The sequence below is a fragment of the Paenibacillus sp. MT86 genome (genome assembly GCF_058792535.1).
The window spans coordinates 5,906,550-5,926,116 of sequence record NZ_CM179499.1 but is presented as its reverse complement, the minus strand read 5'-3'; the positions used below and the strand labels follow the sequence as shown (position 1 = coordinate 5,926,116).

The 19,567-nt window shown below is 53.7% G+C and carries 18 protein-coding genes and 2 pseudogenes; 16 read left to right on the top strand and 4 right to left on the bottom strand.

Going from position 1 to position 19,567, the window contains the following annotated elements:
* Positions 1-43 precede the first annotated feature (43 nt).
* From AC3RCL_RS26890 to AC3RCL_RS26845, 10 genes and pseudogenes are all read left to right on the top strand, one after another.
* Positions 44-688 carry a LysM peptidoglycan-binding domain-containing protein gene (locus AC3RCL_RS26890; protein ID WP_096776598.1) on the top strand — a complete coding sequence of 215 codons (645 nt, stop codon included), beginning with the start codon at positions 44-46 and terminating at the stop codon, positions 686-688.
* Positions 685-1,662: an XkdQ/YqbQ family protein gene (locus AC3RCL_RS26885; protein WP_213579742.1), complete on the top strand. Its 978-nt coding sequence runs from the start codon at positions 685-687 to the stop codon at positions 1,660-1,662. Before AC3RCL_RS26890 ends, AC3RCL_RS26885 begins: the two co-directional genes overlap by 4 nt.
* Positions 1,655-2,044: a hypothetical protein gene (locus AC3RCL_RS26880; protein ID WP_090908881.1), complete on the top strand. Its 390-nt coding sequence runs from the start codon at positions 1,655-1,657 to the stop codon at positions 2,042-2,044. Before AC3RCL_RS26885 ends, AC3RCL_RS26880 begins: the two co-directional genes overlap by 8 nt.
* Positions 2,037-2,495, top strand: coding sequence for a DUF2634 domain-containing protein (locus AC3RCL_RS26875; RefSeq protein ID WP_492533059.1), 459 nt, complete (start codon positions 2,037-2,039; stop codon positions 2,493-2,495). The genes AC3RCL_RS26880 and AC3RCL_RS26875 overlap by 8 nt, the downstream gene beginning before the upstream one ends.
* Positions 2,495-3,627 (top strand): annotated as a pseudogene (locus tag AC3RCL_RS26870) (baseplate J/gp47 family protein). The gene AC3RCL_RS26875 and the pseudogene AC3RCL_RS26870 overlap by 1 nt, the downstream one beginning before the upstream one ends.
* Entirely contained in the window at positions 3,620-4,195 is a 576-nt protein-coding gene (locus AC3RCL_RS26865) for a YmfQ family protein (protein WP_492533057.1), read from the top strand. Before AC3RCL_RS26870 ends, AC3RCL_RS26865 begins: the two are co-directional and overlap by 8 nt.
* A 4-nt stretch (positions 4,196-4,199) precedes the next feature.
* A complete protein-coding gene (locus AC3RCL_RS26860; protein ID WP_492533055.1) occupies positions 4,200-5,357 on the top strand; it encodes a hypothetical protein in 1,158 nt (385 codons plus the stop codon).
* A 17-nt stretch (positions 5,358-5,374) separates the two neighbouring features.
* Positions 5,375-5,815 carry a hypothetical protein gene (locus tag AC3RCL_RS26855; RefSeq protein ID WP_492533053.1) on the top strand — a complete coding sequence of 147 codons (441 nt, stop codon included), beginning with the start codon at positions 5,375-5,377 and terminating at the stop codon, positions 5,813-5,815.
* Complete coding sequence (locus tag AC3RCL_RS26850) at positions 5,816-5,956, top strand: XkdX family protein (RefSeq protein WP_492533051.1); 141 nt, start codon at positions 5,816-5,818, stop codon at positions 5,954-5,956.
* A gap of 284 nt (positions 5,957-6,240) precedes the next feature.
* A complete protein-coding gene (locus AC3RCL_RS26845) occupies positions 6,241-6,399 on the top strand; it encodes a phage holin family protein (RefSeq protein WP_492533049.1) in 159 nt (52 codons plus the stop codon).
* Between the two features lie 164 nt (positions 6,400-6,563).
* On the opposite strand, the pseudogene AC3RCL_RS26840 reads toward AC3RCL_RS26845, so the two are convergent.
* A pseudogene (locus AC3RCL_RS26840) lies at positions 6,564-6,811 on the bottom strand (IS110 family transposase); the annotation flags it as partial.
* Between the two features lie 114 nt (positions 6,812-6,925).
* Between AC3RCL_RS26840 and AC3RCL_RS26835 the strand changes: the two are divergent.
* The 3 genes from AC3RCL_RS26835 to AC3RCL_RS26825 all read left to right on the top strand — a co-directional run bounded on the left by AC3RCL_RS26835 (position 6,926) and on the right by AC3RCL_RS26825 (position 8,623).
* Entirely contained in the window at positions 6,926-7,378 is a 453-nt protein-coding gene (locus AC3RCL_RS26835; protein ID WP_213579727.1) for a phage holin family protein, read from the top strand.
* The gene (locus tag AC3RCL_RS26830; protein WP_492533046.1) at positions 7,365-8,150 is read left to right on the top strand and encodes a glycoside hydrolase family 73 protein; all 786 of its coding nucleotides are present in this window, start codon (positions 7,365-7,367) and stop codon (positions 8,148-8,150) included. Before AC3RCL_RS26835 ends, AC3RCL_RS26830 begins: the two co-directional genes overlap by 14 nt.
* 206 nt (positions 8,151-8,356) lie before the next feature.
* Positions 8,357-8,623, top strand: coding sequence for a hypothetical protein (locus AC3RCL_RS26825; protein WP_015737345.1), 267 nt, complete (start codon positions 8,357-8,359; stop codon positions 8,621-8,623).
* Positions 8,624-8,912: 289 nt separating this feature from the next.
* Here the strand turns inward: AC3RCL_RS26825 and AC3RCL_RS26820 are convergent, their stop codons facing one another.
* A complete protein-coding gene (locus AC3RCL_RS26820; RefSeq protein WP_492533044.1) occupies positions 8,913-13,886 on the bottom strand; it encodes a CBM96 family carbohydrate-binding protein in 4,974 nt (1,657 codons plus the stop codon).
* A 99-nt stretch (positions 13,887-13,985) separates the two neighbouring features.
* Positions 13,986-15,305, bottom strand: a complete 1,320-nt coding sequence (locus AC3RCL_RS26815; RefSeq protein WP_492533042.1) for a polysaccharide lyase family 7 protein — start codon at positions 15,303-15,305, stop codon at positions 13,986-13,988.
* A gap of 416 nt (positions 15,306-15,721) precedes the next feature.
* Between AC3RCL_RS26815 and AC3RCL_RS26810 the strand changes: the two genes are divergently transcribed.
* Genes AC3RCL_RS26810 through AC3RCL_RS26800 form a run of 3 tightly spaced genes read left to right on the top strand, consistent with a single transcriptional unit; the run spans position 15,722 to position 19,133 of the window.
* Positions 15,722-17,137 carry a deoxyguanosinetriphosphate triphosphohydrolase family protein gene (locus AC3RCL_RS26810; protein WP_492533040.1) on the top strand — a complete coding sequence of 472 codons (1,416 nt, stop codon included), beginning with the start codon at positions 15,722-15,724 and terminating at the stop codon, positions 17,135-17,137.
* 24 nt (positions 17,138-17,161) lie between these two features.
* Complete coding sequence (locus AC3RCL_RS26805) at positions 17,162-18,103, top strand: LLM class flavin-dependent oxidoreductase (RefSeq protein ID WP_492533038.1); 942 nt, start codon at positions 17,162-17,164, stop codon at positions 18,101-18,103.
* A 49-nt stretch (positions 18,104-18,152) separates the two neighbouring features.
* On the top strand, positions 18,153-19,133 hold the full coding sequence (locus AC3RCL_RS26800) for a TRM11 family SAM-dependent methyltransferase (RefSeq protein WP_492533036.1): 981 nt from the start codon (positions 18,153-18,155) through the stop codon (positions 19,131-19,133).
* A gap of 13 nt (positions 19,134-19,146) precedes the next feature.
* Here AC3RCL_RS26800 and AC3RCL_RS26795 read toward each other — a convergent pair whose 3' ends face one another.
* On the bottom strand, positions 19,147-19,458 hold the full coding sequence (locus tag AC3RCL_RS26795) for an MGMT family protein (protein WP_015737339.1): 312 nt from the start codon (positions 19,456-19,458) through the stop codon (positions 19,147-19,149).
* Between the last annotated feature and the right edge of the window lie 109 nt (positions 19,459-19,567).

Here is a 19,567-nt window from a genome sequence, read left to right as displayed (position 1 = left end):
GAAGTCGGTCCGAAGGCATCCATACAGAAAGGAGGGGCCTAAGGTGGAGTTTATTTTGAAGAACGGCAAAGGCATGACATTCCGATTCCCGGTTAATCCGGAAGAGGTAACCATTTCAAGGCAAAAGGGACTGGAAACGGCCACGATTCTCAACTATGGAGAGTTTGATTTTCCGCAAGGGAATCGGATTAAAGAGATATCGTTCTCTTCCTTTTTCCCGCAAGAGTATGATGCAGCTTTTTGTAAAGGCCATGAGAGAGATCATATTAAACCGCAAACCGCGATGAATAAACTAAACGAGTTTCTGGCATATAAAACGCCGCTGCAATTTGTCATTACCAAGACGGCGGTGAACGTGCCGGTGTACGTCGCTTCCCACCAGTCCACGTTCCGGGGCGGGGAGGTTGGAGACGTATATTTTGACATCACGCTCCGGACATGGAGCGACATGAAGGTGGCCAAAACCGCAGGCAGCAGCGGGGCATCTGGAACAAATAAAAAGCCCCGGGCCGACATGAAGGAAAAGAACAAGACGTACACCGTTAAGTCAGGGGACTCACTCTCCAAAATCGCCAAACTGGAGCTCGGGGACAGCTCGAAATGGAACCAGATCTACAAGCTGAACCAGAAGACGATCGGCAAAGATCCGAACGCCATCAAACCCGGCCAGAAGCTGGTGCTGTCATGAATTACAAGGTGATTTTGCAGGATCAATACGATCTGTCTCCCTTGGTGGAAGCTATCAACCTGCGGGATTCGCTTGAACAAGTCGCTTACCAGGGAACCGTCAATCTGGTTGTCACGCCGGATATGCCGCCGATTTCGCCGGGAATGGCGATCCGGATCAGCGGAATACCATACGGTAAAAAAGATTATGTCCCCCTGCTGCACCCGGCTGTCGTGTGGGAAGTGGAAACCTCCAACAATGGGGTGAAGCGAATGACCCTCACGCTGTACGATCGGACGGTATACCTCGATAAGTCGGAGGATGAATATCTGTTTCCGGCGAAGCAGACCGCCACCCAGCGGTTCAAAAAGTATGCGGCGGACTGGAACCTGAAAATAGCCGTTTTGCCCGATACCGAGAAGCAGCTGGGGCGTTCCGTTTATCGGACGCAGTCGATTTATGCCAGCATGTTCGCTGATTTGCGGGAGACGGCCAAAGCCGGCGGCAAGCTGTATCATCCGCGGATGATCTCTTCAGGTCTTGAGCTGTATGAGTTGGGAACGAACAAAGAAGTCTACATCTTGGAGGCTATCACGGATACCACGCAATCGCGGACTTTGGAGGGCGCGGCGACCAAGGTCAAGGTGCTGGCGACAGCCGCCAGCGAGACCGGGCAAGAGGTTCCTTCCAAGGTAATGGCCATCGAGGAGAAGGATATCGCCAAATACGGCCAACTCCAAGCGATCATTCAGGATGATGAAGTGAAGTCGCCTGCGGCTGCCCGCCAGCTGGCCCGAAGCAAACTGAGGGGGATTCGGGAGACGATCTCCCTGAATGCACCTGATGTCAATACGATCCGTGCCGGAGATGCGGTCATGCTGGGCTCGATGAAGCTGCTCGTGATTTCCGTCAGCCGGGAGCTGGGAAACCCCGGGAGCATGATGCTGGAGCTGGGGAGTTATGACGATGTAAAAAGGAGGTTTTACCTTGAATAAAGACCCCTATGGACAATTGGCATCCTCCCTATATGCCTCATTGAACAAGCAAACCCGTCAAGCCATGGGCGGCGTAGGGGCCGTGCTCGGCACGATAACCTCGACGGGACTTAAGCTGGATGATTTCAAGCATGAGCTGCAGGACTATATGGTGGCGGAGCTGCCAGGAATGCTGTCCTTGCCCCGTTATACGGCTGCTGGTACCGCCACTTTGGGAGGACAGCCGCAGGAAATGACATTTGATGTGGAAGAAAATGAAGTCGAAGATACCCTTTTTGAGCTAGGAAAAGGCTTGAAACCGGGGGACCGCGTGCTGGCCGTTCGGGTCAACAGCGGCAATGACGTGGTGGTTGTATGCAAGGTGGTGAGCAGCGGTGGCTAATTTGTTTCCCGAAAACGAGGATATGGTTTGGACGGATGCCACGGATCCGGAGGTACTGGAGGGTGAAGGAGCCGTTTTTGGACGGAGCTGGCGGTATGATTTTGAAGCCGGCGAGTTCGTGATGACTCCCACCCGGAAGATTCCGGTTGCGGACGACAAGGAAGCTTGGGTCATCTGGTGCGAAAAAGCGATCCGTACGCCGCGATACCGCCATTTGATCTATACGCGCGATTACGGCAACGAGCTGGAGGAACTGGTCGGCAAAGGCTACGACCGATCTCTGCAAGAGAGCGAAATTCATCGCATGGTAACCGAGGCGCTGCTGGCGGACGCGCGAACGGAGAGCGTGGATCAATTTCTTTTTGAATGGGAAGGAGAGGCCTGCCGCTTCAGCTGCCGCATTACGAGCGTACGGGATGAGACGGAAATCATAGAAAGCGTGGTGATCTGATGGCAGACTTGCCGTTATATTTGTTGGATCAGACGGAAGAGAATATTATGAACCGCATGCTGAACAAAGTGCCTTCGGACATCGACAAGTCGGAGGGCTCTTTTATTTGGGATGCGCAGGCGCCGGTTGCGTTTATGCTGTCTGAGGCCGCCTTGTGGGCACAGGAGCTGCTGCGTCGAGGCTTTGCGAGCACCGTGGCAAGCGATCATCCGGATATCCGGTCTGCCGAACTCGATCTAAGGACGGCAGAGCATGGGATTACCCGGCGTGAAGCGGTCGCTTCGTCCGGCAGCGTTGTGTTTACGGGGAAGCCGGGGACGACCGTGCCTGCCGGAACCTACGTAGCTACACCAGCCGATGAGGGCTCCGGGGAATCCTCCGTGGAGTATGTGACCACGTCAGACGTGACGCTGAGTGACGTGGGTTTCGGTACGGCGACAATCCGAGCTGTCATGCCGGGCAGCAGCGGCAATGTTCCTGCAGGCGTCATTCAGCTTATGATGACGTCGGTCAGCGGCGTAACATCTGTTACGAACCCGGAACCCACGCGGAGCGGGACGGATACCGAAAGCGACCAGTCGCTTCTGGAGCGTTTTTACGCCAAAGTCCGAAGTCAGGGGACGAGCGGCAACAAAGCGCAGTACATGCAGTGGGCCAATGAGATAGCCGGCGTTGGCGGCGTGGAAGTGGCACCGTTGGGCTGTATCTTCTGGATACGGACAAGCGTGCGGCAAGCCCGGATATCGTGGATGCCGTTCAGCAGCACATTGACCCGTCCCAGGATGGACAGGGAGAAGGCGTTGCTCCGGCGGGCCCCGTTATTACCGTGATGCCCGCGGCGGAAGTTCCGATTGATATCTCCGTTAAAGTGCAGCGTACGCAGGAGCAGCCTTCGACGATGGACGATATTCGGAAGCTGATCGAGGACGGCGTTCGGGCGTATTTACAGCAGATTGCTTTTAATAGGAAAGATCCGTTGGTTAGATACACTCGTATTGCCGCCGTACTGCTGGATATCCCGATTATCGTCGACTACTCGGATTTGACGATTAACGGCCACACTGAGCAGCAAAACATCGAAATTGGCTCCGGTCAGGTCGCGGTGCTCGGGACGGTGAGCGTAAGTGAATAATGTCCGAATGAACAGCTTGCGCGGTCGCAAGCTGTTTTCTTATCTTCCGGCCTATTACGAAACCTCCCGCGTCATGTTATCCGATATGGATGCCAAGGGCAGCGAGCTGGACGCTCTTTACCAAGCGCTGAACTCAGCCGCAGATCAGTTTTTTGTCCGTACAGCAACCTGGGGGTTGGAACGCTGGGAGATGGATCTCGGCATTCCCACCGACCGGAACAAGCCGATCGAGCAGCGGCGGGCGGTGCTGGAGTCCAAGCTGCGCGGAGCGGGAACCTTCTCCGGAGCACTCGTGAAAAATGTGGCGGAGGCTTATGACGGCGGCACGGTCGAGATATCTTTTCAGCCCGAGGAATGGGGCTTCACGGTTAAATTCGTAGATACGCTCGGCATCCCGCCAAATCTGGAGGACTTGAAGTCGGCGATCGAGGAGATCAAGCCGGCGCATCTGGCGGTGGCGTATGCGTTCAACTACTTGCTCATACGCGATATACATGACGTGATGACGTTTGATCAATTGAAGCAATTGCCATTTAGTAAACTGGCGTTTAGAAGAACAGGAGGTTAATAAGATGCCAAGTCAGACACCAAATATGGGCCTATACAAGGTAAACGGTGAAACGGATGGTAACGACACGTTTAACGTGGATGTTGTCTTAAACGATAACTGGGATAAGCTCGACGCGGCTTTAGGAGGCGTTGAAACTGAAATCGAAGGTTTAAAGCAATCTGGCGTTGACGGTAAAAACCGATTGGAAACCGCCATCATCGCCAAGGAAGGGACGGTTTCCAAACAGAGTCAGGTAGCTACGTTTGAAGAGCTGGATACAGGGATTCGATCAATTCCCACTGGTACCGATACAAGTGATGCAACGGCGGCTGCTGGAGATCTCTTGGCACCTAAAACGGCATACGGTCCAAACGGGAAAATAACTGGGACGATACCTGTACTAACCGGAATTAGAAATGCTACTGGTACGGCTAAATGGGGGGATGGTGCCTTAGCTGTATATCCCGAAAAAGGATATCAGAAAGGCGGTGTCGGTGACGGTGAAATCAAGGTGACTACCGCACAATTACAAGCAGCTGAACCCAATCTAAATTCTGCGCACATCCTAAGTGGCCGTCCTATTTTTGGGGTACCGGGAGGGATTGCGAACCGGAGCGCTGAAAACAATCACATGCCTGGACTCGAAACTACTGTGTGGGCAGGCGATCGGTTCTTTATCCGTCCACCTAAAGGTTACTATGATGGGTTGACATGGGTAACTGCTGCGGTGCCAGGTTTGACGGAAGCAAATATACGAAATGGTGTGAGTGTTGCGAATCTGATCGGGACCCTGGTCGAAGGTAAAAGGTCAGCAAGTGGGACGGGAACATCGTCAGGCCCTAGTAATGAGCCTAGTGACTGGTTGAGATTCGAATCACTTGACTATTGGAGTATGTCATATTTCTTCACTGTTTCTGGTCTCAGTTTTGTGCCAAGAGTGATTATTCTTCAGGGTAGTCATCCAGGGGGAACGATGATCTGCTACACCATTTACTACCGGGATATGAATTTTAGAGGTTTCTCTAATTGCAATATCCTTACTGGTAAACTAGCTAGCGGATATCAACCTACTAATAGCTATGTATTCATTACAACTGGCAACGCTTATGTAAATAATACTGGATTTAGGCTACCTATCGAGATCGGGGCAGGATCGATCTCATGGATTGCGATTGAATAGGAAAGGAGTGTAAAAAAATGCAGATCGGAAGAAAGATTTATTATGACAACCGTACAGGAGAAATCCTAGTTTATACAGGACAACGGTCTGGCAGCGTCCGCGAAACAACACAGGAAGAAGATTTCGCAACGTATCAAGTCCTTGCGGAACGCGTGCCGGAAAGCGTTGGGATGGTACAGCTCGAATATGACCAATACAAACAGGACTTTGATGAAGGCGTCCTGGAACGAGTTGATCCAGATACAAAGGAACTGATTTTCAATTATCCCGGTCCTGTCGATCCAGAAGCACCTCAAGAGCCGCGAAAACCTTTGTCTGTCGAAGTAGAGGAGCTGAACACAACGATGGGGACACTCTTGCTGGAGAGCGCCAATGATAAGGGGACAATAGCATCCCTGGAGGAAACCGTTGGGACCCTTCTCATGGAAGTGGCGACACTGAAGGGAGGTGCAGAATAAATGTGGTATACGATCGTCAAGCGTTATTACGACAATCAGCATCCTTTATACAACGAACACAGCCTTAAAACTTTTGTAGTGGCAAATATGATCACTCCGGAAGAATACAAGCAAATCACAAACGTTGATTATGCAGCATAGAGCGCCGCAAGGCGTTTTTATTTTGCCCCTGGTTGGTCCGGGGGCTCTTTTTAATTCTCAGAGCGTTGGGGGAGGAAGGGTGGACTGGACAGTGCTTACAGCAATCATTTCTGTAACAGCAGCAATTAGCAGCGTTCTGCTGGGTTGGCATGGGAAGACAAAATCCCTTCAAAGATGAGGTAGCGAGAGAAATTACTGCTGTTGCATCATTACACACAGATGTATCTAACATCTAGCGCGGTATTGATGATATTAAAGTGGATGTCCGTATACAAGGACAGCGAATGGATCCTGGTTGGAGCATCGTGTACATCGTGGTTATAGTTGCCGTTGTTTTGACTGTCGGCTTGCTTGACTGGTCGATTAAATCTGTAATACAAGGGATCTTGTGCGGGTCCTTTGCAGTGTTTGGGCATCAGGCTGTCAAGCAGGCTAAGAATTGAGCAGGCGAAAATTTTCCTAAAAGACTATATACCAAAAGCAACACATTGTAGCCGTCGCGCTGGGCTTGCAATGTCACCATCAACGATAACCATTCCATGACACGATACCCAAAATAACGGCCATCACTATAATTGCGATGCGATCCCTAACCCACATAAAGAGTGTTGCATTTGTAGGACAAGTTCTGCAATAAATATGACTTCTCTCGCGTCAGATTGTGTATCAAGTGAAATCGCATGCGCGTTAGGCGCTGGAGTGCGACGTACTGCTCCAGCATGACGATAGTGGTCGTCAACGTGTCGAAGAGAAGACGGTCCGCGATGATCCAGAAGTCGAGGCAATCGGTCTTATCCAGATCCTAATAAGTCGCTCTGAACTTGCTGACGAGTTCGGGTTAATGGCAAAGACTTTGGCTATTCAAAGAGCAATTTGTTGGAAATTTCAATGGTGTACTTCAGCCCCTCGGGGGCTGGATACCGATTCAGAAAAGCTCTCAAAAGAAATACTCTGCGAGGAGGAAGAATTATGTATGAGCACATCGGTCAGTTTTTTAAGATGCTGGTGGCGGGGACGGGGGCCGTGACCGGGTACGTCTGGGGCGGATGGTCGCTGCCGCTGCATCTGTTGTTGTGGTTCGTGGTGATCGATTGGTTGACCGGATGGGGCGCGGCCTGGATGAACGGCGAGCTGCGCAGCCGTATTGGTTATACTGGAATTGCACGCAAAATGACCATTTTTATTATCATCGCCCTGATGCATCTGGTGGACCGGGTGCTGGGAGAGATGAATTATTTTCAGAATACGGTGATCTTCTTCTATCTCGCGAATGAGCTGCTGTCTATTATTGAGAACGTGGGAAGAATGGGGGTACCGATCCCCCAGTCCCTGCGTAATGTGGTACAGGTATTCCAGATCAAATCCGAAGAAGGGGATAAGCCAACCGCACGAGAGGAGGAGAAAAAGGATGAAGCCCTCTGAATTTATAGCCAAGCTGGCACCCATAGCTGCTCAGGACATGCGTCAGTACGGGGTACCCGCTTCGCTTACGCTTGCCCAGGCAATCCTGGAATCCAACTGGGGAACGAGCGGCCTGACGCAAAAGGCGAACAATCTGTTCGGCATTAAAGGAACCGGCCCAGCGGGCAGCGTGACCATGCAGACAACGGAATACCGGGGACAGACGCCCTATACGACCCAAGCTTCATTTCGAAAATACAACCATTGGCATGAATCGGTTGCCGATCATACCCGGCTGATCCTGAACGGTACGCGTGACAAGCCGCAGCGCTATCATGGCGTGTTATGGGCGGATTATAAAACGGCGGCAACGGAGATTTGGAGAGGTGGCTATGCCACAGACCCCAATTATCCCAAAAAGCTTATTTCCATCATAGAGCAGCATTCGCTCCATCAATATGATGTGTCTAGTCCGGAGGAGGAGGAACGCATGAAAATCGAACAATTAACGGCAGAACTGCAAAAAACGCAGGACCAAGTTCGGCAGCTTAACGAGCAGTATGCCTCGGCAATGAAACTGCTAACCGAGCAGGGCCATGCCATCAAGCAGATGAATGCCAGGCTTAAGGCGGCGGAGACGGAGAAGCCTGCGAAGGTTCCGTCTTGGGCGGAACCGGCGGTACAAGCTGCAAAACAGGCAGGAGTACTTCATGACCCTGAGGGCAGCTTCGATTTTTACCGGATCATGACCGTGCTTTATCGTCTGGGGATTATCCATAAAGAGAGTAAGTGAAATCTGAGTTTTTTGTAAGAGACGGTTCCATCTAATTAACATGACAGGGGTTTATTCTTTTGAATGACTTTGGATACAGCTTTCCTTGAACTTGAAGTATATGGAAAAAAATAAGAAACCGCTTGGTCGCCAATAGGCGGCCTTTTTATTTGGCACGGGTTTTACAGGGAAAATCCCTGATTATATAAACCAGAAGGAGAACCATCATGATGGCAAAGTATCTGTTAACGCATGTAGAAGGGGAGAAAGCTTATCCGGGTGTGGAGGAATTCGATGGGGATATTCATGCTTACATGGAATCAAAGGCATTGTATATCCGTACCATTCCCTTGACTAGCGGTGTGAACGGAAATTATGTCTACGCCGACGGTCAGAAGGACCGCTTCGGTGATTCCGTCACGCTGGGACTGCTGACTTTTGTGCAGAATACGATCCCCGCCCGGCATATTCGCTGGATTATTGCCCCGTTGTAGAAGGAGCTGGCGCATTGGCGGTAGGCGCGGTATAAATTACCGCTTATATGTAATATTTATCGGTCTATATGTTTAACCAAGCATGAATAGCCTGAAAAAAGAAAAGTCGCCTAGCGGCGACTAAAATAAAGCAGCGATGCAGTTTTCGATGATTTTTCTACTCCGGGTTGCCATAATGTAATATTTATCAGTCAATATGTTTAACCAACTGGGAAACCAACTAATTTCTCAACGTAAAAGGCAGATTAACGTGCCTCCCCATTACGTTTTTCACGTATTATACCTTACGTCACTTCACCCTCACCGTCCCCACCGCATCTGCTTGATTCCCCGCATGATCCGTAACGGTATAGGTCACCGTGTAGATTCGGCTTTGACCGCGTGCCGATTTCTCCGCTCGCAGCCGGAAATGAGTGTCATGGGTAACGAATTCGGTATCCTGAACATCCGGTCCTCGATCACCTCCCTTGCCTTTGCTTTCGCTGTTACTCGCGTCCTTATCTTTCTCAATGGAAATCCCCTGGATATCCCGGCTATCCCCCTTGCCGCCTGCACTCTCGATGGTGATTGAGGTTAGCACGATGGACGCAACGCCCGAGCCTTCATCGCTGGATTCGAGGCTAGCGCGAATATCGACCATTTTGCGATTCGGCGCCTTCAATACGGAAGGCGAGAGCGTAACCGTAAGAACCGGGGCGATTTTATCGATGTTCGACACGGTTGCCGTTAGGGTGCCTTCGTTGCCGTCCTCATCCGCATATTCGAAGGTAAACGAACCGTTCTCCGTAAACCTGTAAGTTGGAGATCCGCCGTTATTCGTAACGGTAATCGGACTCTCCGACACCAAGGCTGCTACAACGTCCCCATTCGTTGGGGCCGTCGTGCTGTACTCCAGGCCCACGGTGAGATCGGTATACGTGACGTCAGGTGCCGCCGTGAAGTTCTCCCCGATATTGTCCAGCGTATTGCCGCTTAGCTTGATATTCTTGCCTGCCTGGAGCTGAATTCCGTTGCTGTTGCCGGTGATGACGTTGTCCAGAATCTGCACGTTCTCCGGGTCTCCGGCTCCGATGCCGCCCGCGTTGGTGTCCCCGTTGTCGTGCTCGAGCAGGATGCCCCAATAATGCTCGGCGGTGTTCTGACGGATCGTGTTGCCTTTGACGATCGTGCCCGGCCCGTTCAAAATATTGATGCCTGCCGCGTTAGGAATATCGACGGTATTCTCGATGCGGTTGTTCTCGATGATGGTATCCGGCGAGCCCATCGATACGACGATGCCTTCCCGGGCATTGCGGATCGTGTTGTCGTGGATATAGTTTTGCGGGCCGGATTTGCTGTGATTGGTCGGGGCGGTCCCCCCGGTATTCCCGATGCCGATGCCGCCGCCATACGGCATGTCGGTGATCAGGTTATCGTGGATCTCGTTAAAATACTCCAGCTCCCCGTGCAGATCAATCGCATCCAGCCGGACCTGGTGGAATTCGCTGTGCCGGATCACATTGTTATGGGCCACATATTGAATGAGTGCGCCGTGGCGCAGGTAAGGCCCCTCGAAGGAGGAGTCCTCGACCAGATTCCACCTGGTATCGTTGGCAAATCCGTTGCGGTCGACCTTCGGCACGCCCTGAATGGATACGCCGTACCCGGCACCGCCCGGACCGAGGTCCGTGGCATTTCGGAACGTGGTGCTGCGGACGACGATGTCATGGCTGTTCTCGATGCGGACGCCCATGCGGCTGAATTTCTCGATCGTCACGCCGTCGATCGTGATGTTGTACGATGGCGCCTCGCCATAATTGGCGGCAATGATCATCATGTCGGGGCCGCCGGCATCCGGGTTGTTGGTTCTGTGATCCGTCGAGTACTGGCCATCCCAGGCAGATGTCAGCGTCAGGTTGGAGATGGTCAGATCATGCTGTTTGGCGGATCTCAGCATCGTGCTGTTGCGGACCTTGTTCAGCGAGGTCTTTAGAATCGCGCCGCTCTGGCTTTCCCCGCGTAAATTGACCTCGGATTTCAGCATCAGATTGCTCAGTCCATCGGGCGTACTGTTTAAGTTGTAAACCCCATTCGGGAAAAACACCTCGTCGCCCGGGAGCGCTTCATCCATTGCTCGTTGGATCGCCGGTCGATCGTCCGTTGCATTGTCTGCAGGATCAGCCCCGTAATCGACCACGTTCAGCGTCCTTCCGGTAGCGGCAAAAGCCTGATGCCCCGGATGGTCGCTGCCGTCCGCATTCTTCATGCCTGGGGCGGTAAAAGGAACGGTACCCTCCGGCGGCTGCGGCACAAAATCCGGAATGATCGCCACGGGCGTATCCCCGTTAGCGAAAGGCGGATAGATATGAACTTCCGTTAGGCTCGTATAGGCACTGCCGTCCGAATTGCCGCGCCCGGTCAGCTTCACGTAACGCGCACTCATGTCCGGAACGTCAAAAGGCTGCATCGCGGTGGTGGTTCCGCTGCTCGAACCGTTGAAGAGGGAAGACCAGGTCACGCCGTCATCGGAGGCTTCGATATCGATCTCCGTAGCGCGAGCGTCCCCTTTATAGAAGGCGATACCCAGATAACCGATGTCCCGGGCCTCGCCGAGATCGTACATGATCCACGGACCGTCGCCGGCGGCAGACCAGCGGGTGTATAGATTCTGGTCCAGGGTATTATCCTCGATGTTGCCGTCGCTGCCGCTTGCCGTGACCGAGGCCACAGGCCAAGGGGCTAAGGGAGCGCTAAGCGTCGTAACCTGGAGCGTCAGCGGAACCGGACTGACGTTTCCGGCCGCATCCACGGCCTCGACCTTATAGCTGTACTCCGTGTGCGGTGATAGTCCCTCCGCTTCATGGCGGGTGATGTCGGAGCCCAGCTCCATGACTTTGACGCCGTTTTGATAAACGTTGTACTTCGCGACGATCTTGTTGTCTTCCGCCGTCGGCCATGACAAAAGCACATAATCTTCGCCAATGCTGCCGATGGACAGGCGGCTTCCGTCCGGCCAGAACGGCGGCGTCGTATCCTGACTGGAATCCACCCATTCGCTCACGACCATGGCTGGTCTCGGATTGCTGGAGCCGTTGGCTTCCTTGGTATAGATATTGACGCTGACACCGGTATGGGCCGCATCCGCCAGGAGAAACGATACGCTGCCATCTGTGAGGTGACTGCGGACATAGTCAGTCACATCGACGCTGTACACCTCCGGCCGGCCGCCATTCTCGGCCTGTACGGTAAACGATCCGATATAAGCATTTGGATCGAGAACGTTCACGGGTGCATTGTTCCAAGTCAGTTGGCTTTCGCTCCAGGCTGTATCCTCGATCCCGTAGAGGGAGAGCTCAAGATCCGTGTTGCTGGTGCCTTTTTTCGCGGCGACCTGGAATTCGTACCGGTAATCGGGATCGCTCAGGGTGGAAGCATCGAATTTGAAATAGACATACCTTTTGTTGGTTGTACCGGATGAAACGCTAAACAAACCGACGCTTGTGCCTGTAGCGGAATTGATATTGGCGTCCGGTTTGGAGCTGTCGATTAAGGCATCGTCCGAGGGCTCCAAACGGCCGATCTCAACGGGAATGCCTGGTGAAGGATCGGTTGGGTCGGTTGGATCGGTGGGATCGGTCGGATCCGTCGGATCAGGAGGCGTGTAGCCATCTTTGTAGAGAATCGGCGTCGTGACCTCCAGATTCTTCACGTGCTGCTCCATGAAGGCCCAAGCCTCCGCATCCGCGGTTGTTTTGGCTTCTCCGGTAAAGCCGTGGCCTTGGCCGGGAACGATTTCGAAATCGACCATAGGAACGCCGGCAGCCGTCAATTGATTGGCGAAGGTGACGCTGTCAGTATAAGGGATGGTGGCGTCCGCGTCTCCATGCCGAATCCAGAACGGCGGATCATCGGGAGTGGCGTACGTTCCGGGCATGGCAAGCCGTGCTTCAATCGGGACGGACAGGGCGTTATGCCCGCCGAGCAGCTTCGTGACCGAACTGTACCGGTCGGCAAAATCGGTCGTGAAATCGGCAGGTCCGTACCAGTCCACCACGGCCTGCACCTTGGTGGAGTATTCCGGCCAGCCGCCGGCACCTTCGATATCGGGAAGATGCACCGAATCCCCGGTATCCAGCGTAACCGTATCCTCCAAGGTCAGGTCTCCCGTCGTTCCGAGCAGGGAAGCGAGATGCCCTCCCGCCGAAGTGCCCCAGACGCCGATTCGGCTCGGATCGATGTGGTATTGCTCGGCGTGGGCCCGCAAATAACGGATGGCCAGCTTCACGTCTTGAATTTGGGCCGGGTAAGGCGCTTCGGGAGTTAGACGGTAGCTTAAGGAAACGCCGATATACCCGCGTTTAAGGACATAGTTGCAGATGCTGCCCAGGGCGTTTTTGCGGTCGCCCTTGTTCCAGCCCCCGCCGTGAATGTAGATCATGACCGGCATGGGCTCGGCCGGCGGAGTGCTCGGAACGGCGATGGACGTATAGAGGTCCCGGTCGCCGGCTTTGCCAATCCAAACGTCCTCATAGAGGGTTACGCCTTCCGGAGCAGGGTAGGGGCCGGTTTCGGCCGGCGGGGGTTCAGGCACGGGATCGATCGCAGGCGGAACGCCCGGGATGGCCTGACCGGACAGCGAGACGCTGTCGATATACATATTGGCGTTCATTGGATCACCTACCCGGAACTGGATTCGCACGTTCGGATTGCTGTTCGCTTCCGGCGGCAGCGTCCAGGTTTTTAACGTGTTGGATTCGCTGCGCGGCGCTTCAGGAGTTCCCGGGGCCAGCTTGAAATCCTCCAGCAGGCTCCAGGTCGCGCCTTCGTCGCCGGACCACTCTGCCACGATGCTTCCGCTGACATAAGAAGAGGCTCTCGTATAATAACTCAGCTTGATGTTGCCGTAACCCGTCGTATTGACGGACAGATAGACGGAATCGGTCACGTCGATTTTCATGAGGTTCGGCGTGGACGGCGCGCTGCCGGATACGGAGGTCTTGGCTTTGCTTCCGCCTTCCCCGGTTTGAACCCAGGGCAGGGGAACAACGACTCCTCCGGCGGTGCCGTATCGCTCGGAATCGAAGTTATCGGAGAAGAACAGAATATCCGGACCTTCTGGCTCCGGTAGGGGATCGGAAGCTGAGGCAACAGATTCTGCCGCAAGATCGAATGCTGCAACAGATTGTGCAGATATAACAGGAAGCTGCCCTGGGGATGCCATGACGCTCATGGTTATGAGCAGGCAGAGGACTAGGCATGAGAACCGGTAAAGTTTCTTCTTCAACGTTTCATCCCTCGCTTTTCGATTGGTAGTTGAAGCTTGTTTATGAACGCCCGGAAGCAGGCGCTGGACTGTCCCGGGCATCGGATGGACAAGTGGAAGCTACGGATGCATGTGCGTTAGTGAGAAGAAAGTGGCTTTGACATGGTCGGATTGATCGGAGGTGGTATCGGATTTGTTCTGGTTATAGACGCCTGCTTTGAAGTAAAGATATTTATCGTTGTAACCGCTTGGGAGGGTATGGTTCACGGTGGTGGCCGATCCGCCCTCCGGGATTACTTTTACCGTCATGAGCAGTCCGGTCACCTTGATTTCATAGCTCCATGTCTGGCCGAGGGCAATGCCGTTTACAGGGTTAAGCTGGTTCGGTCCGCCGAGTATGTTCACCCAGGTGTTGTTGTTGTCCAGATCATCGGTCCCAAAATAAACCGCACCCCTGCTGTCCGAAGGACGCTTGTGGTAATAAAGCCGTATCGGCTCGGTGCTGGGGCCATGGATTTGCCCGACCACGACGCGGCCGATTTTATCGGCTTCGTTACCGCTGACGGATACACGATCCACGCGTAAGGTAGCCTTCATCGTTCCATCCACGCCGCCAGCCTGCGACTTTATGGATGGGGAGGAGGTAGAGGTTACCCAATTATTGGCCCATGAGGAGGCGCTGTTCGTCGACGGATTCAGCATTTCCCGAAGCTCGGAGCGGGTGTAGGTACTGTTCGTGGTGGTCTCGCCGATATTAGGGGATGTGAATACCATGCCGCCGGTGACGGGATCGGTATAGAACCAATCCGGATGCTCGTAGCCGCCGGCGAGTGCGCCGGCTGGAATCTCGGACGCGTCAGGCAGGGTGATTTTCCACTTGGTTAGGTCAAAATTGCCCGAAGGGGGTTTAGCCGGGTCAAGGTTTCCGCTTCCTCCATCCGTAGTACCTCCCCAAATTTCGACCTCTGTGTAACTGTTCCAGTCATTTGAGGTGTTGCCGTAGCCCACAATGCGTACATACCGGGCTTCAGCGACGGGGATGGAGAAGGATTGCAGCTGGTTGTTTTGAGCGCTAGTGACAGCGTTCCGTGCTTGAAGCCAGTTGGAGCCATCGATTGAGGTTTGGATATCGAAGGTGAATGTGCGCGTGTCTCCGTTGTAAAACGCGATCTTGACCAGTGAAACCGGTTGGGCGGACCCCAGATCCAGCCTCAGCCAAGTGCCGTCGCCTTCGCCGGACCAGCGTGTGCTAAGACTGCCGTCCGCCGCTTTCGATGCATCGCAAGCACAGCGGGTGTCGTAGCTGCTGGCCGATGCGGAAGCCGGGTACTTGCTCTCATTAGCTGCGACACTCTGTCCTTCAAATAGACCAGCAAGCAGCATGGCTGCACTGATCAGGCAGAAAGTCATTTTTTTGGATAAAGCAAACCTTCGTTTCACGGCGATCCCTCCCGTAGGTTGATGTAATCGTTAATAAATATCATTTCCCTCCTTTCTGCGGTGCGCTTCAGACTGTATGACAGCGCTTACCTAAAACGTAGCAAGAATGTGCGCACAGGTCTTGTGTTAATCCTATAAGTACTTGGTATTTTTGCATAATGGGAGGATTTATTGCGCCTTCTGCCCTCCCGCAGCTTTCCTGGACGGTGAAGCATTACGTATTTGGATTTCGTCATACCTGACTCAGACAGGAAAATATCTTGCTTGGCGATAACGGATAGGATGAGCCGGGTATACAATGAGGGAACAGGCGGAAAGGGAATAACATTTTTCTTCGGATGCCGTATGGCATATAATCTAAAGAACGAACGATTCCGAATCGACCTTAAATAGATAAAAAAACAGGAGTGGGACAAATGACATTGAAGGAGCTTAGAGAGCATCGCCAATATCCGGAGCAAACGAAGTCGGATGCTTCGCGCGCGGTATACGAGCGGGATTATTCGCGCCTGATCCATTCGCCGACGTTCCGCAGGCTGCAAGGAAAATCGCAGGTATTCGGCGCCGGCACCGGCGATTACTACCGGACGCGCTTAACGCATTCGCTTGAGGTGGCGCAGATTGCGAGAGAAGCGGCACGGAGCCTGACGCGTCTTTATCCCGAAGTGCTGCCCGAGCAGGCCGAGAACGCAGGGCTGATGATTGATCCCGAGGTGGTGGAATGCGCGGCGATCGCCCATGATTTCGGGCATCCTCCGTTCGGCCACAAGGGCGAAGAGGTGCTCCAGGGCATTCTGGAGAAACTCATTGACCGCAGGACCGAGAAGGAGCTGACGCGCCAGCCCGGCACGCCGACACCGGAGCAGGCGGCTAAGGTGCAGCAGGCCATGCGGCGCAAATATGAGCATTTTGAAGGGAACGCGCACAATTTCCGGCTGATCATGTTTTTGGAGAAAAGGGAGAACGTAAACGGCCTCAACCTGTCGGATGCGGTGCTGCTTGGCATCAACAAATATCCGTTCTCCGGCCTGGATAATCCCAAGGGGATGTACCGGCATGAATGGGAATACATCTCCCATATCCGGAAGGAGTGGCAAATACCTGGCACGCACAGAACGCTGGAAGCGCAGCTTATGGATCTGTGCGATGACATCGCGTATTCCGCGCACGATCTGGAGGATGGCATCAAAGCCGGGAAGATTGAGGTGCACGAGCACTTTCTGCGGGACAGCCATCTCAACAAATTGATCGTACAGAAGATCATGACGCTGGAAGACGAGGTGTGGAAGGGATGGACCAAGGAGCAGATCCAGCCGAAGGTGGATTTGGTGCTGGACGAGTTTCTGAAAATATGGAACGAAAAAATGCCGACCTGCGAGAATGATTATTCACGTACTCGGCGCGAGGTCAAGGCCTACTGGGTCAGCCTGTTTGTGGGCAGCCTTGGCGTGATCGCGAACGGGGATTGGAAAAAGGTAACGTTTGTCAAAGACGGCGTCGAAGACGAGGATATGCTGCGTACCGTCAGCGTCCTGAAAAGTTTTGCCTGGGTCACCATGATTCGCGACCTGCGGGTTCAGCGCCTGCAGAAGCGCAGCGAATGGATCATCAAGCGCTTGTGGGATGCCTTTCTGGATCCTGTCGCTTCAACGGCGATCATTCCATCCGACTGGCTCCAGCGATACGAAGCGGACCAGAAGCGGGCGAATCCGATCTGGACGTGGGAGCATATGGTGATTGATTATATCGCAGGGATGACGGACGCTTTTGCCGAGAAAATCTATAACGAGTTGTATGGACTTAAGGTAGGTTCAATCTATGATTTGGATTAATAATGGCGATACAAGGGGGATGGCATGAATAGCCAATTGAAACTGAGCGTGCTGGACCTGGTTCCGCGATGGGGAGAGAGCTCGTTCGAAGAAGCCTTGCAGCAAGCGGTGATACTGGCACAGTCTGCGGAAAAATGGGGCTACGGGCGATACTGGGCAGCGGAGCATCATGATCTGGAGCACCTGTCCTGTGCGTCGCCCGAGATCCTGATGTCCCATATCGGCGCCAGGACAACGCGCATCCGGCTTGGTTCCGGGGCCGTGCTGCTGCCCCATTACAGCCCGCTGAAGGTGGCGGAGAATTTCCGCATGCTGGCGGCGCTGTATCCCGGTCGCATCGATCTCGGGATCGGGCGGGCGCCGGGAGGTTCGGCCCATACGAGCATGGCGCTTAGCGGAAATTTCCTGGGGCATGTGGCGGATTTGCCGCAGCGGATTCGGGCTTTGACCGAACTGCTGGAGGATCGGTATCGCTACGACGATGTGCCGGTGGCAGCCAAACCGGTACCTGCAGTGCAGCCGGTGATGTGGATGCTGGGCACGAATACGAAGGGTGCCGGGTATGCAGCCGAATTCGGGACGGGCTATGTATTTGGACAGTTTATGAGCGATTTGGACGGGGCGGAGATTCTCCGTTCTTACAGGGAAGGCTTTCAGCCAAGCGCTGATCTGAGAGAACCGCGTGCGATGGTGGCGGTGAGCGTGATTTGCGCGGAGACGGAGGAGCAAGCAAGAAAGCTGGCCGCGCAAATTCCACGGCCCGGGGAGAGCGACCTTCCTTCGGAACCGACGGATTCCGATTCTTCCGGTCCATCCCGGAGGCTAATCATCGGCACGCCTGCAAGCGTGCGAGATAAGCTGCAGATGATGGCGGAAAAATACCGGTGCGACGAGTTCCTGGTCGTTACCCCCGTGAGCGATTACGATGCGCGGCTGGAATCGTATCGGCTGTTAATGGGGCAGTAGCGACTGCTGCACACTGCTGCACATATATAATAGAAGAGAGACGAAATACATGATGAATACGAACGACTATGACATGACCTTAGGTCCGTCCTCCATGAGCGAACAATCATCTTATCTGTATACGTATGCCTGTCATGAAACCGAGCGGGCGCTATGCTTGATGGAGCTGACGGAGCTGTTCGGTCAGGGGCCTGACGGAGTGGACTGGCTGGAAAGCGAGCGGTCGGTCAATCCGGATCGCAGCCCGTTCCTGTCAGCCTGCCTTGACGTTAGGATGACTGGAGAATCCATCGAATCCATCGCCGAGCAAGCAGGCCGCATTCGACTTAACCAAACGACCTTCAAAGTCGTCTGCCTTAAGGCGGGCGATCGTTTCAGCTATGATCAATTGCGCGGTTTCGAACGGATGGTAGGTGGCCGAATCGAAGGAACGGCGCAGATGAAATCTCCGGATGTCACGCTCGGCCTGATATCCCTAAACGGAATTTGGCGATTGGGGGTATTGCACGAGCCTGAACGTGCCTGGCTGGAGCATAAGCGGAAGCCGCAAAATTATTCGACAGGGCTCAGCTCGAGGGTGGCCAGGGTGCTGGTCAATCTGGCCGTGCCTCGGATAAGTGGTGCCACGCTCCTGGATCCCTGCTGCGGAATGGGAAATGTATTGATCGAGGCATTCTCGATGGGAATCCCGGCCGAGGGCCGTGACATCAATCCGCTCGCGGTTCGCGGAGCGAGGGTGAATCTGCGGCACTACGGTTATGATGACAACAAAGTTGCCATCCAGGACATGAATACGCTGCACGGACATTATGATGCCGCTGTACTGGATTTGCCGTATAATCTGTGTTCCGTTTTTCCGGAGGATGAGCAGTTGCGGATGCTGAAAAGCTTACGCCGCTTGTCAGATCGAGCTGTCATCGTTAGTACGGAGCCGCTAAGAGAGCAGCTGACGGATACAGGGTGGAAGGTGCTTTCTCATTGCACGACCCGCAAGGGGAGCTTTGTAAGAGATATTTGGCTGTGCGAGTAAACGGCCATCCAATTTATTCGGCAGGATCATATCGATATTTTTCCAAATCAATGATGCCTTTATGATTGACGGCAACACCTTCGTCCTGCAGATACAGCTCCTGCATGAGCCTGGACTCATCGTCTTGGATCGCGATTTCTCCTTTGGCGTTGATGACCCGATGCCACGGCAGCTTGTGAATATGACTGAGGGTGTGAAGTATTCTGACGACCTGCCGGGCGCCCCTGGGGCTGCCGGCCAGTCTGGCCACCTGTCCATAAGTCATCACGTATCCTTCCGGAATGCTCTGAATCACTTCAATGACGCGTTTTGTAAACGGCTGCATTTATGTGTGCTCACTCCATTTTCCATATAAATAAAAAGGGCGTCCCGACAGGCATGGAAAACCTCGGGACGTTCCTTTTTTTGACAAGCTCCTTAAACCAACGCGTGGA

Coding starts and splice junctions, on each gene's coding strand:
- AC3RCL_RS26885 (WP_213579742.1), top strand. CDS start 685: ATGAATTACAAGGTGATTTTGCAGGATCAATACGATCTGTCTCCCTTG.
- AC3RCL_RS26860 (WP_492533055.1), top strand. CDS start 4,200: ATGCCAAGTCAGACACCAAATATGGGCCTATACAAGGTAAACGGTGAA.
- AC3RCL_RS26855 (WP_492533053.1), top strand. CDS start 5,375: ATGCAGATCGGAAGAAAGATTTATTATGACAACCGTACAGGAGAAATC.
- AC3RCL_RS26850 (WP_492533051.1), top strand. CDS start 5,816: ATGTGGTATACGATCGTCAAGCGTTATTACGACAATCAGCATCCTTTA.
- AC3RCL_RS26845 (WP_492533049.1), top strand. CDS start 6,241: ATGGATCCTGGTTGGAGCATCGTGTACATCGTGGTTATAGTTGCCGTT.
- AC3RCL_RS26835 (WP_213579727.1), top strand. CDS start 6,926: ATGTATGAGCACATCGGTCAGTTTTTTAAGATGCTGGTGGCGGGGACG.
- AC3RCL_RS26830 (WP_492533046.1), top strand. CDS start 7,365: ATGAAGCCCTCTGAATTTATAGCCAAGCTGGCACCCATAGCTGCTCAG.
- AC3RCL_RS26825 (WP_015737345.1), top strand. CDS start 8,357: ATGATGGCAAAGTATCTGTTAACGCATGTAGAAGGGGAGAAAGCTTAT.
- AC3RCL_RS26810 (WP_492533040.1), top strand. CDS start 15,722: ATGACATTGAAGGAGCTTAGAGAGCATCGCCAATATCCGGAGCAAACG.
- AC3RCL_RS26805 (WP_492533038.1), top strand. CDS start 17,162: ATGAATAGCCAATTGAAACTGAGCGTGCTGGACCTGGTTCCGCGATGG.
- AC3RCL_RS26800 (WP_492533036.1), top strand. CDS start 18,153: ATGATGAATACGAACGACTATGACATGACCTTAGGTCCGTCCTCCATG.
- AC3RCL_RS26795 (WP_015737339.1), bottom strand. CDS start 19,458: ATGCAGCCGTTTACAAAACGCGTCATTGAAGTGATTCAGAGCATTCCG.